14 protein-coding genes and 1 pseudogene are annotated in these 16,041 nt (G+C 69.1%); 14 read left to right on the top strand and 1 reads right to left on the bottom strand.

The window, feature by feature from the left end; translation table 11 throughout:
- Positions 1–58 precede the first annotated feature (58 nt).
- From VKA86_10065 to VKA86_10050, 4 genes are all read left to right on the top strand, one after another.
- Positions 59–1,273 carry a hypothetical protein gene (locus VKA86_10065; protein HKK71551.1) on the top strand — a complete coding sequence of 405 codons (1,215 nt, stop codon included), beginning with the start codon at positions 59–61 and terminating at the stop codon, positions 1,271–1,273.
- Positions 1,274–1,446: 173 nt separating this feature from the next.
- Positions 1,447–1,812, top strand: coding sequence for a preQ(1) synthase (gene queF, locus VKA86_10060; GenBank protein ID HKK71550.1), 366 nt, complete (start codon positions 1,447–1,449; stop codon positions 1,810–1,812).
- Positions 1,813–1,934: 122 nt separating this feature from the next.
- Positions 1,935–2,426 (top strand): MarR family transcriptional regulator, encoded by a 492-nt coding sequence (locus VKA86_10055; GenBank protein ID HKK71549.1) that lies wholly within the window; start codon positions 1,935–1,937, stop codon positions 2,424–2,426.
- A gap of 74 nt (positions 2,427–2,500) precedes the next feature.
- Entirely contained in the window at positions 2,501–4,378 is a 1,878-nt protein-coding gene (locus VKA86_10050) for a hypothetical protein (GenBank protein HKK71548.1), read from the top strand.
- A 2-nt stretch (positions 4,379–4,380) separates the two neighbouring features.
- Here VKA86_10050 and VKA86_10045 read toward each other — a convergent pair whose 3' ends face one another.
- Positions 4,381–4,968, bottom strand: a complete 588-nt coding sequence (locus VKA86_10045) for a DUF1684 domain-containing protein (protein HKK71547.1) — start codon at positions 4,966–4,968, stop codon at positions 4,381–4,383.
- Between the two features lie 129 nt (positions 4,969–5,097).
- Between VKA86_10045 and VKA86_10040 the strand changes: the two genes are divergently transcribed.
- The 10 genes and pseudogenes from VKA86_10040 to VKA86_09995 all read left to right on the top strand — a co-directional run bounded on the left by VKA86_10040 (position 5,098) and on the right by VKA86_09995 (position 16,021).
- The gene (locus tag VKA86_10040; GenBank protein HKK71546.1) at positions 5,098–6,018 is read left to right on the top strand and encodes a glycosyltransferase family 2 protein; all 921 of its coding nucleotides are present in this window, start codon (positions 5,098–5,100) and stop codon (positions 6,016–6,018) included.
- A gap of 31 nt (positions 6,019–6,049) precedes the next feature.
- Positions 6,050–7,525 carry a hypothetical protein gene (locus tag VKA86_10035; protein ID HKK71545.1) on the top strand — a complete coding sequence of 492 codons (1,476 nt, stop codon included), beginning with the start codon at positions 6,050–6,052 and terminating at the stop codon, positions 7,523–7,525.
- A gap of 5 nt (positions 7,526–7,530) precedes the next feature.
- The gene (locus VKA86_10030; protein HKK71544.1) at positions 7,531–9,204 is read left to right on the top strand and encodes an ATP-binding protein; all 1,674 of its coding nucleotides are present in this window, start codon (positions 7,531–7,533) and stop codon (positions 9,202–9,204) included.
- Entirely contained in the window at positions 9,201–10,550 is a 1,350-nt protein-coding gene (locus VKA86_10025; protein HKK71543.1) for a sigma-54 dependent transcriptional regulator, read from the top strand. The genes VKA86_10030 and VKA86_10025 overlap by 4 nt, the downstream gene beginning before the upstream one ends.
- A 230-nt stretch (positions 10,551–10,780) precedes the next feature.
- Positions 10,781–11,887, top strand: a complete 1,107-nt coding sequence (locus VKA86_10020) for a tetratricopeptide repeat protein (GenBank protein ID HKK71542.1) — start codon at positions 10,781–10,783, stop codon at positions 11,885–11,887.
- Positions 11,888–12,102: 215 nt separating this feature from the next.
- Complete coding sequence (locus VKA86_10015) at positions 12,103–12,339, top strand: hypothetical protein (protein ID HKK71541.1); 237 nt, start codon at positions 12,103–12,105, stop codon at positions 12,337–12,339.
- Entirely contained in the window at positions 12,336–13,592 is a 1,257-nt protein-coding gene (locus VKA86_10010; GenBank protein ID HKK71540.1) for a dicarboxylate/amino acid:cation symporter, read from the top strand. Before VKA86_10015 ends, VKA86_10010 begins: the two co-directional genes overlap by 4 nt.
- 37 nt (positions 13,593–13,629) lie before the next feature.
- Positions 13,630–13,833: pseudogene (locus VKA86_10005) on the top strand (hypothetical protein).
- Positions 13,814–14,398, top strand: coding sequence for a dCTP deaminase (gene dcd, locus VKA86_10000; GenBank protein HKK71539.1), 585 nt, complete (start codon positions 13,814–13,816; stop codon positions 14,396–14,398). Before VKA86_10005 ends, dcd begins: the two are co-directional and overlap by 20 nt.
- Before the next feature lie 237 nt (positions 14,399–14,635).
- Positions 14,636–16,021, top strand: a complete 1,386-nt coding sequence (locus VKA86_09995; protein ID HKK71538.1) for a lysine 2,3-aminomutase — start codon at positions 14,636–14,638, stop codon at positions 16,019–16,021.
- Positions 16,022–16,041 lie beyond the last annotated feature (20 nt).

Below are 16,041 nucleotides of genomic sequence, written 5' to 3'. Positions count from 1 at the left end.
AGCGACCGCCCGTCGGACCCGGTGACGCATCGAGGTGATCAACCAAGGAGCAGGCTCAATGAAGTCCGCTTTCTGGCGCACGCTGGCCATCGTGGCCATCGTCGCGATGCCGACCCTGGCCAACGCCAACGACGCGACCATCGGGTCGGAAGCCGCGCACTCGAGCATGCGCGGGACCACGCTCAACAACACCACGGCTCTCCTGAACGCCTGGCCGCACCTGGCCGTGTACAACGGCTCCGGCGCCGAACTCGTTTCGCAGTCGCTCGTGGGTGATGCAGACGACGGTGGCCGTGCCCGCGTCTGGTGGGAAGCCTACGACGAACTCTGGCTGAACATGCAGGTCGGTCGGACCGACCTCGGTGGTCAGGCTGCCAACTTCCTTTGGGGTGGGAATCGCGCGGGCGATTTCTTCATGCCGAGCATGTTCGGGGATGCTGCGGACAACCTGAACGCGCTGGACAACCCCTGGATCAACGTCGGTATCGCCAAGCCGCTGACGAGCGGTGCCTGGGCGGTCAACGTCCTGTGGGCCGCGGAGACCAACACGAACGATGCCGCAGGCGCGGACAACGACCAGACGGTCGAAGATAGCGCTTACGGTTACGGTCTGCAGGCGAGCTGGGGCAATGGCAACGGTCTGCATGTCTCGACCGAGCTGACCCTGCAGAGCGAGACCGACGAGAGTCTCGCCGGTGGTGAAGTGCAGTCGGTCGAGGGCGACTTCCTGAACTTCAGCCTGAACGCCCGCTACGACACCGAATTGTACATCTACCAGGGTAGCTTCGTGTTCGGTAGCGGTGGCCCGAACGACAACACCGACGAGAGCGCCTTCGGCTTCCTGGCCAACGCCGGTCGCTTCCTGAAGAACGAGGTCGACGGTCAGACGTCGGTCGAGTTCGTCGGGTCGTACTTCAACCTGAAGACCGAGCCCGGTGACTCCGAGGTCACGAACACCACGTTCATGATCCCCGGTGTGCGCGTCGCCGCGTGGGAGAAGATCTCCGACCACTTCGGGATCATGGGTGCGGTCACCGGTCAGTACGAGCGGAGCAGCACCGAGGATCTCGACGGCCAGACCAACGACGGGGAGCCGGTCGACTCCTCCAGCGGTGACTTCGACTACGACTGGTCGGCCGGTCTGTTCGCTCAGCCGACGGAGAACGTCCGGATCGACTTCCAGCTCGTGAAGGAGAACCTGGGCAAGACGCTGTCGCTCGGGAACAACGACCCGCTGGTCTGGTACCTCGGCGCCACCGTCGGCCTGAACTAGTCCGACGAACGCACGACAACGGTCTCCGGACCGACGCGACGGGAGCTCCCACCGGGGAGCTCCCGTTTCGCGTCCGGGGTCATGGGGTGCTCCCCGGTTTGCCGCCCGGCGGAGTCGGGCGTACTCTTCCGCGGCACTGCGGGATCCCCCTCCTTGTCCGAGGAACACCGTCGATGTCCACCACGCCGGGTCGCACGCTCGAGACCTTCGACAACCCCCGTCCGGGGCGCGACTACGAGATCCGCTTCGAGATTCCCGAGTTCACGTGTCTGTGCCCGAAGACCGGACAGCCCGACTTCGCGAACCTGCACATCCGCTACGTGCCCGATGCGAAGTGCGTCGAACTGAAGTCGCTGAAGCTGTACGTGTGGAGCTACCGGGACGTCGGGGCGTTCCACGAGGACGTGACGAACCGGATCCTCGACGACCTGGTGGGGGCGGTGCATCCGCGCGAGATGACCATCGAGGCCGAGTTCTTCGTGCGCGGCGGGATCGAGACGACGGTCGAGGCGAGCTATTTCGGCGACGAGGAGACGTGAGTTCACCGGGCTTTCGCGTCGCTCCCGATCCGGGGCCCCCGTTCCTGTTGCTGTCCCCCAAGATCATCCCTATTTTGACGGCCGCAGCAAGGCGTTGATCGTCCGTGAGCGGAGGACCCACAATGCAGAACCTCGACCGTGCGACCCTGGCCCGCCGGGCCCTGCTCGACACCCTGCGCGTGGCGAACCTTCTCGACCGTCGCGGGGGGGCACTCGCGCGCCAGGCGGACATCACGTCGGCCCAATGGCTCACGCTCGGCCTGTTGTCGCAGGTCGGTGAGCGCGGGCTGACTCCCACCGAACTCTGCCGTCAGCTCTGCGTCAGCAAGCAGAACATGACCGGCATGATCCTGCGCCTCGAGAAGAAGGGGCTCGTCACCCGACAGCCCGAACCGCAGGACCGTCGCTCGTTCCGGGTCATGGCCACGCCCGAGGGACACCGCACCGTGCAGCAGCTCGAGCCCGAGGGGCGCGAGTTCTTCGAGCGGCAGGTCGAGACCCTCGACGACGAGCGGCTCATGAACCTGACCGAGAGTCTATCGGTGGTGCTCGAGACGCTCCGGGCCGAGGAACAGCGCATGACCTCGCGCCGGCGCCGCGCCGCGGAGGCCTGACCCGGTACGGTCGACTTCTCGCGGAGTCACGAGCCATCCTCCGGCTCGCCGTCGTCCTGTGCTAGACTACCGGCATGATTTCGGACCTGACGCGCGATCTCCACCTGGGAATGGCGCTCGTCTTCCTCTTCGCGATCGTTCTGCACGTCGTCCTGGGTTTCTGGACCCTGGTGCGTGAGCGCGGTCGCGAAGCGCAGATCTTCGCGGCGGCGAACGGTCTGCTGGCCGTTTCGCTCGCGATCCAGGCCGTCGAGTTCGGAATCGCCATCGATCACTTCCATTTCGACACGCGGACGCAGGTCGCGATCCCCGCTGCGCAGCTCGCGGCAAACCTGCTGGTCCTGGCCATCTTCTTCCAGATGCTCGCGACCTTCGAGCGCCGCTTCCGGCGCGAACGCAGGGGATTGCGGGCCTGGATCACGCATCAGCTCCACGCCAACGCGCAGACGATGGTGCCGGCCGCCTATGTCCTGGTGATCGCCGGGGGGCTGGTCTACCTGGTCGACGCCGGCGGCGTGTCCGCGGTCGTCGAGGGCCTGCGGTCCTCGATCGGACCGATCTCGCCCTACCTGTTCGGGACCTTCCTGTGGGTCCTCTGCTTCGTGCTCTTCCCGGCGCGTCCCGGGCAGGAGCACCTCGCCGTTCCGGTGGGAGGTCGGGCTGTCCTCCTGACCAGTCTCGGGTTGACGCTCGGGCTGATCGCTCTCTGGCACGACGGACGTCCACGCGTGACCCAGGAAGTCCTGCTTCCGTTGGTCCACCTCCACAGCGTTCCCGTGGTCGTGTTCCTGGCGCTCGTCCGCTACGAGTTCTCGTTCATGGATCGATTCGTCCTGGGCGTGCTCAGAGTGAGCACATGGCTCGCCGTCGTGCTGGCAGCCTACTGGACGTTCCACCGCGTGGCGCTGCTGATGCCCGAGCTCGGTGGCCTGGGTCTGAGCGTGCTGCGCATCTCGATCCTCATGGGCGCGGTGGCTGTCGCGCCGTGGGCGGCACGATCGGTTTCCGCGGCCGCCGAACGGGTTCTCTTCGCGCGGCGGACGAGCGCGGTCGAGCTGCGCGACCGCTTCGCCACGCGCATGGCCGAGGGCCGAGGTCTGGCCGAGTTGGTCGAGGCGACCTGCGCCGACGTCGCCCAGGCGCTGCGGGCGCGCGGGGTGCGGGTGGCCGTGGGCCACGCCGGTGAAGGTCAGGAGCCGGTGCAGGTGCGGGTGCCGTTGCTGGTGGGCGGCGAACGGCAGGGCACCCTGCTGCTGGGCGACCGTCGCGATCTGTTGCCCTACTTCGACGGTGAGCGTCGTCTGCTCCGGTCGATCGCTCCGTTGCTGGCGGGTGCCATCGCCGCGTTCCGCCGGACCGACGCACGCCCGATCGAGGCCTCCGGGAGTGGGCAGGCCGCCGCGTCCGAGACGCCCCCGGTGCCGCCGGTCGCCGTCGGACGAACGCGACCGGCCGGTGGATCGCGACCGCGACGCAGTTGGCCCGATCCCGTCGATACACTCTCGAGCGGTTGGCAGTCCGAGGTGCTCACCGCCGCGGCCCGCGTCGGCGAACGCGACGCCGAGGCGGGGGCTCGGATCCTCCGGACCCTCGACCGCGCGGCGGCGCACGTGAAGGCGGACCGCTCGCGCCAGGTGGCTCTCGAGGACGAGATGGCCTTCGGGCGCGACCTGCTCGCGCTCGAGACCCTGCGGCGGAACAACCGGATGGAGGCGTCGGTGCACTTCCCCGCGTCGCTCGCGGCCCAGGCCGTGCCGCGTGGAGTCGCTCTCCGGCTCATGGCCCGTCTGATCGCACAACCGTCGGACGACGAGGCGACCACGACGAGTCACGTCGAACTCCGGGCACAGCCCGACGGCGAGCGCGTCCGTCTGGAGATCGACGGTCCGGCGGCAGCGAGCCTGCGCGCGCACTTCCCCCGCCGCGACGTGCGGAGCCTGGGCTCGGCCTGAAGCTACTCCGCAGCCGCTTCCGACCAGCCCCGTTCGCCGACACGAACCGCCGCGCGCAGGTGACTCTCGTCGGGAGCCACCGGGCACTGGAACGAGCCTCCGTAGGCACACGACGGATTGTAGACCGTGTTGAAGTCCAGCAGGTACAGGCCGCGTTCGACGGGCTCGACCTCGAGGTAGCGTCCGGCCGGATAGGTCTCCGTCCCGGTGGTGGCGTCGGCGAAGGGAACGAACATGTTCTCCTCGCGCGACCGCTGGTCGAGCAACTCGTACACCGGCAGTTTCTCGGGACCGGCACCGAGGTCGACCAGGAAGTAGCCGATCTCGTGGCAGGGGCGGAGCTCTCCCGACGTGGTGACGATGTCGAAGCGCCGCCCGTTGACCACCCGGATCAAGGGACCCTGCACCCGGAGCGAGGGGTCGACGGGGTAGTACTGCAGACCCTGCCAGTCGGCGCGCAGTGCCTCGGGAACCGGACTCCAGGACTGTGTCCGGAAACTCCGTTCCCGTTCGGCCCGCGCCCGCTCGATCTCCTGCACGTAGGCGTCGCGATCGTCGAGCGGCGCCACCTGACACAGGTCGGGAGGCATCCCGTCTCCACAAGCGGTCAGCAGGAACAGGAGGAGGATCCCGGCGCTTCGTCTGCATGCTTGCTGGAAGGTGTTCATGCGGCGTAGCTTACGTCGTCCCAACGCCCCGCGCAACGCGACAGGACGTGCATGCCGACAGATGCTCCGTCACCCCGGGTCGTCGTCGTGGTCCTCAACTGGAACGGACGCGACGACACCCTCGCCTGCCTCCGATCGCTCTCGGTGTGTACCTACCCCGAACTCGAACTGCTCGTGGTCGACAACGGCAGCGAAGACGGGTCGGAGGCCGCGATCCGGGAAACCTTCCCCGCCGTGGAGATCCTGCAGACGGGCGCGAACCTGGGGTTCGCCGGCGGCAACAACGCGGGGATCGACCGCGCCCTGGACCACGGTGCGGACTACGTCCTCCTGCTGAACAACGACACCGAGGTCGAGCCCGGGTTCGTCGAGCCCATGGTCGAGCGTGCCGAGGCGGATCCGTCACTGGGTGTGGTCGGGGCGGCGATCGCCTACGCACACGATCCCCAGCGCCTCTGGGCGTTCGGGGGCGGTCGGTTCGACGTGGCCACGGGTTGGGTGCGGCACGTCCAGCGTCCGGTCGATCCGGAGACGCTCGGAACCCACGGCACCCGCCACTACTACATCACCGGGTGCACCATGTTGCTGCGGCGCGAGGTCCTCGAGCGCGTGGGGAGGCTCGACACGAGCTACTTCCACTTCTGCGAGGACGTCGATCTCTGCCTGCGGGCGGAGGAAGCAGGCTATCGCGTCGGGGTCGCGCCGGAGTCGAGGCTCGTGCACAAGGTCTCGGCGACCACGCGCGTGGCCAGCCCGGCGTTCCTCTACTACAACCTGCGCAGTCGGCTCACACTGGTGCGACGGCACGGACCACCCGGCTCGCCGTCCCCGTGGTCGGTGGCGATCCTGTGGCTCCGGCTGTGGAGGCCGGCCCTGCTCGGAGGTGACGGCTGGCGCGGTTGGCGGGCGCTGGCCCGGGCGTGGGCGGACTACCGTAGACACGCCACCGGTCCTGCGCCGGGCGACCTGTGAACGCGATGCGCCGCGAACCCTGGAGTGTCGGTTGAAATCGGTCCTGATGATCCTGCTCGTCGCGTCGGTGTCGGCGTCGGCATCGGCGTCGGCATCGGCGGCTGCGAGTCCGCTCGAGTTGCTGGTGCACGGTCTGGCGCCGCGCCCCGAGTCCGCGGCCGACGGAAGGGTCGACGAACTCGGCGAGCTGCTCTGGCGCATGGCCGGCTCGGAGCCCTTCGCCCGGGGAGTGCTCGAGAGGGTCGACCCGGATGCCGCAGCACTGACCGATACCCTGGTGTCCTTCCTGCGGCAGTCCCGTCCCGTCGCCGCCGCCGAACTCGACTCCCTGTACGTCCCGCGGGACCGAGGGCCGGATCCCGGAGACCAGCCGCCCTCGTGGCCCGACGTGCAGTGGCAGGGGTTGCGGCTGCTGGGCGCGGTTGCCCCCGAACCCGGGGTCGGGCGTGACGTCCGCTTCGCCGGCGACCTCGAGCGGGCCATGGCGTCGACCGATCGGCGCGCGGCGGCCACGGTCGCGGGGATCGTCCGGATCGTGACACGGTGGTGGGCCGAACGTGGAGAGGATCCGCGGTTCACGCACGATCCCGCGCGTATCCCCGACGTCGATGCCTGGGTGGAATCGCTCGGCCTGCCGTCGCGCGATCGCGCCGCGCGCACGGCGCCGCACTGGATCGCGTCGCTCGACGCCGATCCGGTGCTGAGGATCCGTGTGCTCGGCCGTCTCGATCCCGATCGCCACACCTTCCTCGCATCGGGGCTCGTCGAGGTGTTGCGAACGCTGCCCGAGGGCTTCGCCGCGGTCGGGATCGGTCCCCGTCGGTGGGACCCCGATCGCGGAACCACGGTCGGACACGCCGTCGACGACCTGTGGGAGCTGTCGCTGGAAGCGCTGGAGCGCGCCGTGGGGCGTCCGTTCAGCGGACCGGATCTCACGCGGCGGCGCCTCGCGGCCCTGGGCTGGTGGGAGGCAGCGCAGTGGCAGGCCCGCTACTGGCGCGATCCGACCCGGGCTCCGGATCTCGCGCGCTTCCTCGACGGCCTGGAACCCGAGGACGGTCCGCCCGTGCCCGCCGCCCGATGGGTGCGGTCGATCTACCTGGAACGCGCCGTCCGGGACCTCGTGGTCGATCGGCTGGGTCCGCGGCACCGACCTGTCGTGGGCGAGTTGATCTCTCTGCTCCCGATGCCGCGCGCGGAGGCCCACCGCGCCGGATTCGCCATGGCGTACCGGACCCAGTCGATCGACGGGCGTTCGCAGCTCGTGTCCGTCGACTGGGACGACGCCCGGGCGTTCGTGCGGCGTGTACTGGAGCAGTTGACCGGGGCGCAGGAGCCGCCCGGTGTGAGTTCTCTCGACCCGGGCGCGCAGGCCTCGTTCTGGCTCGACTGGTGGGCTGCCCATCGCGACGATCCGCAGTGGTCCCGCCCCGACGCGCCGGTGCCCGATCCACCCGCGAGCGGCGACGAGCCTCGCTTCGAGACCCGTCGCGGCCGGGTCGACTGATCGCCGTGGGACTGCGGGCGCGCTGGACCGTGGCCCTGATGGCGGTCGCACTGTCCCTGGTGTCGATCGTCACGGGCGGTCTGGAGGTCGCCCGGCAGCAGGCGAGCCGCGATGCCCACCGGACCTGGGAGCAGGAACGCCGAACCCTGACGGTGGCCGCGCTCCGCGACCGCGGACGTGCGGCGCGAGCGGCCCTGCGGCAGTTGGTCGACAGCGGCGAGTTCCAGTCCGTCGCCGCCGACTTCTCCCGTGACGGGGCAGGAATCCGCCGCGCGCTGGCGGACTGGGCCGGCGCCACCGCCTCGAGGCTCGAAGTCGACGAGGTCATCCTGCTCGATCCCGAAGGTCGGATCCTCTCGAGTGCCCACTGGCGGGCCGGAGCGGGGACGATCCATCCCCACGCGGACGACCTGCTGGGAGCCCTGCCGAGCGCGCGGCTGGTCTTCGATGCGTCCCCGCCGGGTGCGGGGGCACCCGACTGGACGGTGGGCGCCATCGCGCGCACGGCGGGCCCGGGTGGAGACCTGCGCCTCGTCGTCGGGCTCGGTCTCGGAGCCGGGGTGCTGGCGGGTTGGCGCGAGGCGCTGGAACTCGACGCCCTGCGCTGGGGCGCGCCCTCGCCCGCCCGCGGCGAGTCCCGGTTCGAGCTGCCGGCGGGCTGGCAGCCGGGCCGAGGCGCCTTCCTCACGTGGGACCCCGGGCGTCCCGCCGCGGCTCGCGCCCTCGAAGGGCTCCGGGTCTGGATCCTCGTGGCCGGTGTGGGCGGACTGGTGGTGGCGGCCGTGGCGGCGCCATGGGTCGCGGCCGGACTCGGCCGGCCGTTGGAACAGATGGCCGGTGCGGTCGGTGCCATCGGGCGGGGAGCGCGGCACCCGGATCTTCCCGAGGGCGGACCGCGCGAGGTGCAGCAGCTCGGAACGGCCCTTCGGGGGCTCACACGCGATCTCGAAGCTGCCGAGGCGCGGATCCGCAGCGCCGAGCGGCGGGCAGCCTGGCGCGAGATCGCCCGCCGCATCGCGCACGAGATCCGCAACGCACTGAGCCCGCTGTCATTGGCGGTCGACAACGTGGAGACGGCCGCCACCCGGGACGATCCGGCTGCTCGGGCGGCGCTGCCGGCCAGTCTCCGCACGGCGCGCGATCAGCTGCAGAGCCTGCAGCGGCTGGTCGAGGAGTTCCGCGACTTCGCCCGCCAGCCGCAGCTCGCCGTCGCACCGGTCGACGTGGGCGATCTCCTCGACGCCGCGCTCGGGACGGCCCGCGCCGCCCATCCCGACGTCCGCTTCGACGCCGATGCCGCCGGCGCGCCCGACTCGGTCCGCGGCGATGCCGAGCAGTTGCGCCGCGCGTTGCACAACCTGCTGAAGAATGCGGCCGAGGCCGCACCGCACGCGCCGGTGGAACTGGCCTGCGGTCCGGGCGACGACGCCGATCACTGGTGGATCGAGGTCCGTGACCGTGGTCCGGGCCTGGCCCGCGAGGTCGAGTCGCGTCTCGGAGATCCCTACGTGACCACGAAGGCCGCGGGGACCGGACTGGGTCTTCCCGTCACCCTTAGGATCGTCGAGGCGCACGGAGGACGGTTCCGGGCCCTTCCGCGCGACGGAGGAGGTCTGGTGGCCCGCCTGGATCTCCCACGCCTCGCCCCCGACCCGAGTCCCGACGAGGAGCGCCCATGAGTGCACGGATCCTGGTGGTCGACGACGAGCGCAACATCCGGTTGATGCTCGAGCAGATGCTCGGGCTGGCCGGACACGAGGTGCGAACGGTCGAGACGGGAGAGGAGGCGCTGCAGCAGCTCGAGTCCGAGGACTTCGACGCCGCCCTCGTCGACGTGCGCCTGCCGGGGATCGACGGACTCGAGGTCCTGCGCCGCGCGTTCGCCGCACGCCCGGATCTGGCCGTGGTCATGATGAGCGGGCACGGAACGATCGAGACAGCCGTGCGTGCCGTACGCGAAGGGGCCCACGACTTCCTCGAGAAACCGCTGGGGCGCGACACCACGCTCGTGACCCTCGAGAACGCGCTGCGCGTCCGCGCGCTCACCGTGGAGAACCGCAGACTGCGGGTGGCCGTTGGCCAGGGCGACCTGGTGGGCGACTCGAAAGCCATGCACGACCTTCGCGAGCGCATCGCACAGGTCGCGCCGACCGAGGCCACGGTGCTCGTGCTCGGCGAGAGTGGCAGTGGCAAGGAGCTCGTGGCCAACGCCGTGCACCGCGGCAGCCATCGCCGTGACCGCGCCTTCGTGGCCGTGAACTGCGCGGCGATTCCCGAGTCGTTGATCGAGAGCGAACTCTTCGGACACGTGCGCGGGGCGTTCACCGGGGCGGTCGGCGCGCGGGCGGGAAAGTTCGAAGCCGCCCACGGGGGCACGCTGTTCCTCGACGAGATCGGCGACATGCCACCACCGGCGCAGGCGAAGCTCCTGCGCGTGCTGGAGACGCGCGAGGTGTCCCGCGTGGGGAGCAACGAAACGAAGTCCGTGGACGTGCGCGTGGTCGCGGCCACGCACCGGGACCTCCTCGACCAGGCGCGGGAGGGGGGCTTCCGCGAGGATCTCTACCACCGGCTCAACGTGGTGCCGATCGAGGTCCCTGCCCTGCGCGATCGGGTGGAGGACGTTCCCGGGCTCGCCGACCTGTTCCTCGAGCGGGCGATCGCGCGTCAGGGTCTCGGGCCCCGGCGACTCTCGAGCACGGCCCGCCAGCGCCTCGGTCGCTACGGTTGGCCGGGTAACGTGCGTGAACTGAAGAACCTGGTCGAGCGCCTGGCGATCGTCAGCCCGCACGAGACCATCGACCAGGACCAGGTCGAAGCCGAGCTGCCCGGCGGCCGACCCGTCGAGAGCAACGAGCCGGTCACGCTGCGCGAGATCGTCGCCGAGGCCGAGCGCCGCGCGATCGAGCGCGCCGTCACCGGCGCGGGTGGCAACGTCGCCGAGGCGGCGCGGCGCCTGGGTCTGGAGCGCGCCCATCTCTACAAGAAGGCCCGTGCCCTGGGCGTGTCCCTGCGGGACCTCTGAGCCGACAGGTGTGTCACCGCGGACGCGCCGTCAAACCACGACCGTCACACCACTTGGCCGATCGCGACCTCGGAGCGTGTCCCGAGGGACACGGATCCGTGGATCGGCGGGCGGGGCGGCAGGTTCTCAAGTCATTGCAATAATTGAACTTGGAGATTCTGCGTTCGGCGGCCCCGCCGTTGCGAGGGTCCCGGTCGACCCTGATCGAACCCCCGACCGGAGGAATCACCGTGAACGCCAAGTGGAGTCTGATCGCCATGGCCGTTTTGGGAAGCCTGACCTACGCCGTGATCTTCATCGCCCAGACCCAGCACGAGATCGACGCCCGGGCCGCGCAGGACGCTCCCGTCGACGACGTGGTCGTGGAGCATGAGGTGGAGTTCGTCCGCGACGCCGAGCCCGTCGTCGACTCGGTCGTCGCTTCGTCTGCAACCCTTCCCGCCGCCGAGGTGTCCGACCTGTCGGACGCCACGCCGCCCGAGCCCGCGCCGCTCTTCGAGGGCGAGTCCTGGCCGGCCGGCGTGGAGGCCTTCGAATCCGGCGACTACGAGGTCGCGGCCGCCGCGCTCGAGGTCGCCGTCGAGGAGAAGGAGACCTCGCCGTACCGTCACTACCTGCTCGGGCTGACCTACCGTCGTCTGGGCGAGGTCGAGGGCGCCGTGGTGGAGCTGGAACGGAGTCTGGAACTGGCGCCGGACGCGGTGCGCACCCTGGTCAATCTGGGTCGTGTGCATCTCGATCTCGGCGACGTGGAGAGTGCCCGCATGGCCGTGGACCGCGCCCTGGACGTCGACCTGGAGTACGGAGACACCTGGCACGTGCTCGGGCGGGTCGAACTCACGAGTGGCAACCTCGAGGAGGCCGAGACCGCCTTCCGCAAGGCCACCGAGCGCGACCCCGACCACGCCTGGGCGCTGAACAACCTGGGCTACGTGCGGATCCAGCGGGAGGACTTCGCCGCGGCGATCCAACCGCTGCGCCGCGCGCTCGAGCTCGGGGCGGAACAGGCCGTGTTCTACAACAACCTCGGGGTGGCCCTCGAGCGGACCGAGCGTCCGGTCCTGGCCGCGCTGGCCTACGCCCGGGCGGCGGTGCTCGGCCACGAGGACGCCATGCACAGCCACGAGCGGATCACGCCGATCCTCGTCGCCCGGGGCGACACCGTCCCCGGTTTCGACGAGGCCGAGACGCTCGACGCGGCCGCGGTGCTGGCCCGGCTCGACACCGCGTTCGACGTCGAGGTCGCGGCCGAAGAGATCCGGCTGCCGGACGACGAGGGGCCGGGACTCGAGGACCTGCCGGTCGCCTTCGACGAGATGCGGCCGAATCGTCGCTAGGGCCACGGAGAGGAGTTCGGTGAGGGTGTAGAACTGGCGGGTTGGTCCTCACCGATCGACGGCGCCGCGGGAGTGATCCCGCGGCGTCGTTCGTCGTGATCGGAGACTGGTGGTTGCCCCACGTGCGGTGGTTCGTGCAGACTTCTCCGTTCCGCGTCCGGATTCGCCTCGTCCGGCCACATCCCGAGCGCCCACGACCGAGGGCATCGTCCGCCGTGCCGAACGACGTCGAGATCCGCGACGACCCCGACCGTTTCGAGAGCGACGTGTCGTCGGAGGACGTGCCGGGCTGCCGGGTCGCATTGCTGGTCACCGACCAGCGGCTCACGGCCTTCGCCCCGATGTGGGCGCGCCGGATGGCCCATCACCTGCAGGCGGAGGTCTTCTCGACCGCCTCCGCGGCCGCCGCCCGGCTCGGCGTCGAGGTCGTCGAAGGGGAGCTGCCGGAATGAGTGCGAGCACGATGGCCCACAAGCCCTTCTACTCCCAACTGCACGTGCAGATCCTCGCGGCGATGGTCCTGGGCGTGATCCTGGGGTTGCTCGGCGGCGAGCGGGCGGCCCAGTTGCTCGGTTGGATGGGCACGGTCTTCGTGCGTCTGCTGCGCATGGTGATCGTGCCGCTGATCCTCTCGAGCATCATCAGCGGTGTGACCTCGGTCGGTGGCGGACGCTCGCTCGGCCGCCTCGGTGGCAAGACCTTCCTCTACTACGTGACCACCAGTCTGCTCGCGATCGTCACCGGGCTGGTGCTGGTCAATCTCATCCGTCCCGGCGTGGGCGCCGATCTCACCGGGTCGATCTCGGCCGAGCTCCCCGAGTTGGAGACGCCGAGCAGCATGGCCGAGATCATCTTCCGATTGATCCCCACCAATCCGGTGCAGGCGATGGTCGAAGGCGACATGCTCGCGATCATATTCTTCGCCCTGGTGGTCGGTGTGGCGATCACGAAACTCCCCGAGAACCAGCGCGAACGTCTTCGGCTCGGATTCCAGGACTTCTTCGAGATGATGATGGTCCTCACCGGGGGCGTGATCCGTCTCGCACCGCTCGGCGTGCTGGGGCTCATGACGAACACGGTCGCCACCAGCGGCGTCGGGGCCTTCGGTTCGCTCGCACTGTACGCGGTGACCATCGTCGCGGGACTGGCCGTACACAATCTCGTGACGATTCCGCTGATCCTCGGCGTGGTCGGTCGCATGAATCCGATCACGCACGTGCGGAACGTGAGCGAGGCCTTGATCATGGCCTTCTCCACCAGCAGCAGTTCGGCCACCCTGCCGGTGACCATGCGGAGCGTCGAATCCCGCGTCGGGGTGAGCAACAAGGTGGCGAGCTTCACCCTGCCCATGGGTGCGACGATCAACATGGACGGCACCGCGCTCTACGAGTGCGTCGGTGTCATCTTCATCGCGCAGGTGATCGGCTTCGACCTGTCGCTCACCGCGCAGGCGACCGTGGTGTTGACGGCCTTGCTGGCATCGATCGGGGCGGCAGGGATCCCCAGCGCCGGGCTGGTGATGATCTTCGTGGTGACCGAGTCGGTGGGAATGACCGGCCCGGAGGTCGCTGCCGTCGTGGGGATGATGCTGGCGATCGACCGTCCGCTGGACATGCTGCGCACGGCGACCAACGTGATGAGCGACTCGACCGGCGCCGCGGTGATCGCGCGCAGCGAGGGAGAGAGCGGTGTCAACGAGGGCTGATCGTCGGCGCGTCGGTACCGGCGCCGCGTGCGAGGACTTCGTCACCGACATCGAGTGTTGCGAGGAAATCGGCCGCGTGCACGCAGAGTTCCTCGCCGATGTGCGGCCCGTGGCGACGATGGTCGAAGTGCGACGGCCGATCGATCCCCGCCTGCTCGTCGAGGTCGAACTCACGGCGAGGATTCCCGTCGATGAAACGGGTCCGACGGAGGAGAGTGCTGATGGTCCTGTCCGATCGTGACGTCCGCGCGGCGATCGACGCCGGACGCATCGGGATCGAACCCTACGAACCCGACCACGTGCAACCCAGCAGCGTGGACCTGCGCGTGGACCGCGAGTTCCTGGTCTTCCACAACGCGCGTCGGACCTTCATCGATCCGCGCGAACCCATGGACGATCTCACCGAGAGCATCGTCATCGGGGCGGGGGAACGATTCATCCTGCATCCCGGAGAGTTTGCGCTGGGGAGTACGTTGGAACGGATCCGGCTCTCCGACGATCTGGTCGCACGGTTGGAGGGCAAGAGCTCGTTGGGACGCCTGGGGCTGCTGATCCACTCCACGGCGGGCTTCATCGATCCCGGCTTCGAGGGACACGTGACGCTCGAGCTGAGCAACGTGGCGAATCTGCCCATCGCGATCGACCCGGGCATGCTGATCGGACAGATCAGTTTCCAACATCTCTCGTCGCCGGCGGAGAACCCCTACGGGAGCCGCGCGCTGCGCAGCAAGTACCAGGGACAACGTGGACCGACGCCGTCCGCCTACCACCGCAACCGGCGATCCGGGGTTGTCAAGGACGATTGATGCGGATGCATCGCCCCCTCCTTGCCGCTCCGGGCGGGGTGGTCTAAGCTGTCCGCGTCACGAACGAAGCTCGACGCGGATCCGACGACGGCTTCGGCCGCTCGGCGCTTGCGCTCATGGATCACGAACGGTCCATTCGTCACTCCCGGTGACGTCCCGAGTGCACCGCCCGAACCGCACGTAGCCTGATGAAAGCATCAGGGACCATGAGCCCCGACTCCGTCCGAGGGAGGACCCATGGCGACCGAAACCAGTCTGTCCCCACGTACGTTCCGCGCGTTCAGTACGGCTCAGCTCGACCAGATCGAAGGCCTCGAGCGACTCGATGCCGACACCCGGCTCGACATCGAAGCCGTTTCGCAGGTTCTTCCCTTCCGCGTGAACAACTACGTGGTCGAGGAACTGATCGACTGGGAACGTGTTCCGCACGACCCCGTGTTCCAGCTGACCTTCCCGCAGGAGGGTATGCTGAAGGGGCGCGACCTGCGTGTCATGCGTGACCTCCTGCACCGTGGAGCCGACAAGGCCACACTGAAGACGGCGGCTCGCGCGATCCAGCACCGCATGAATCCGCATCCGGCCGGACAGTTGCAGTTGAACGTGCCGCGTCTCGACGACGAGCCCGTTCCGGGTGTGCAGCACAAGTACCGCGAGACGGTCCTGTTCTTTCCCAGCGCGGGGCAGACCTGTCACGCCTACTGCACGTACTGCTTCCGGTGGGCCCAGTTCGTCGGACTCGAGGACATGAAGTTCGCGTCCCGCGACGTCGACGTGCTCGTGGAGTACCTGAAGCGGCACCCCGAAGTGACGGACGTGCTCTTCACCGGCGGTGATCCTCTGATCATGAAGACGCCGATGATCCGGAAGTACGTGGAGCCGTTGCTCGAGATCGAGTCGTTGCGCACGATCCGTTTCGGGACGAAGGCCACCGCGTACTGGCCCCATCGCTTCGTCACCGACAAGGACGCCGACGACCTGCTGCGTCTGTTCGAGGAAGTGGTCGACAGCGGTCGCCACCTGGCCCTCATGTCGCACTACTCGCATCCGGTCGAGCTCGAGCCGCCGATCGCACAGGAGGCCGTGCGACGGATCATCGGGACCGGCGCCGTCGTTCGATGCCAGGCACCCCTGATCCGTCACGTGAACGACGACGCCGATGCCTGGGCCGATATGTGGAAGAAGCAGGTCGCTCTGGGGGCGGTTCCCTACTACATGTTCGTGGAGCGCGACACCGGACCGCGCAACTACTTCGAGGTGCCGCTGGCGCGGGCGCTGCAGATCTTCCAGCGTGCCTACCAGAACGTGTCGGGCCTCGCGCGGACGGTGCGCGGCCCCAGCATGTCGGCTACGCCGGGCAAGGTGCTCGTCGACGGGACGGCCGACGTCGCCGGTCAGGACGTCTTCGTGCTCAAGTTCCTCCAGGGCCGCGATCCGCGTTGGATCGAGCGGATCTTCTTCGCGGAATACGATCCGCGCGCGACCTGGCTCGACGAGCTGCAACCAGCCTTCGGCGAAGAGCGTTTCTTCTTCGAGGAGAAGGTCCTGGGGATGCAGCGCGAGCTCGTCGACGAAGAACTGCAACGCGCCTCTGGCGCCACCGACGAGGGTTCGCGTAGCCTGTAGCCCCGCCCCGGATCCGGGGG

The organism is Candidatus Krumholzibacteriia bacterium, from assembly GCA_035268685.1.
In the GTDB taxonomy this organism is placed as follows: domain Bacteria; phylum Krumholzibacteriota; class Krumholzibacteriia; order JAJRXK01; family JAJRXK01; genus JAJRXK01.
Note: the sequence above shows the minus strand (reverse complement) of the source record. Positions and strands in the feature narration are given on the sequence as shown.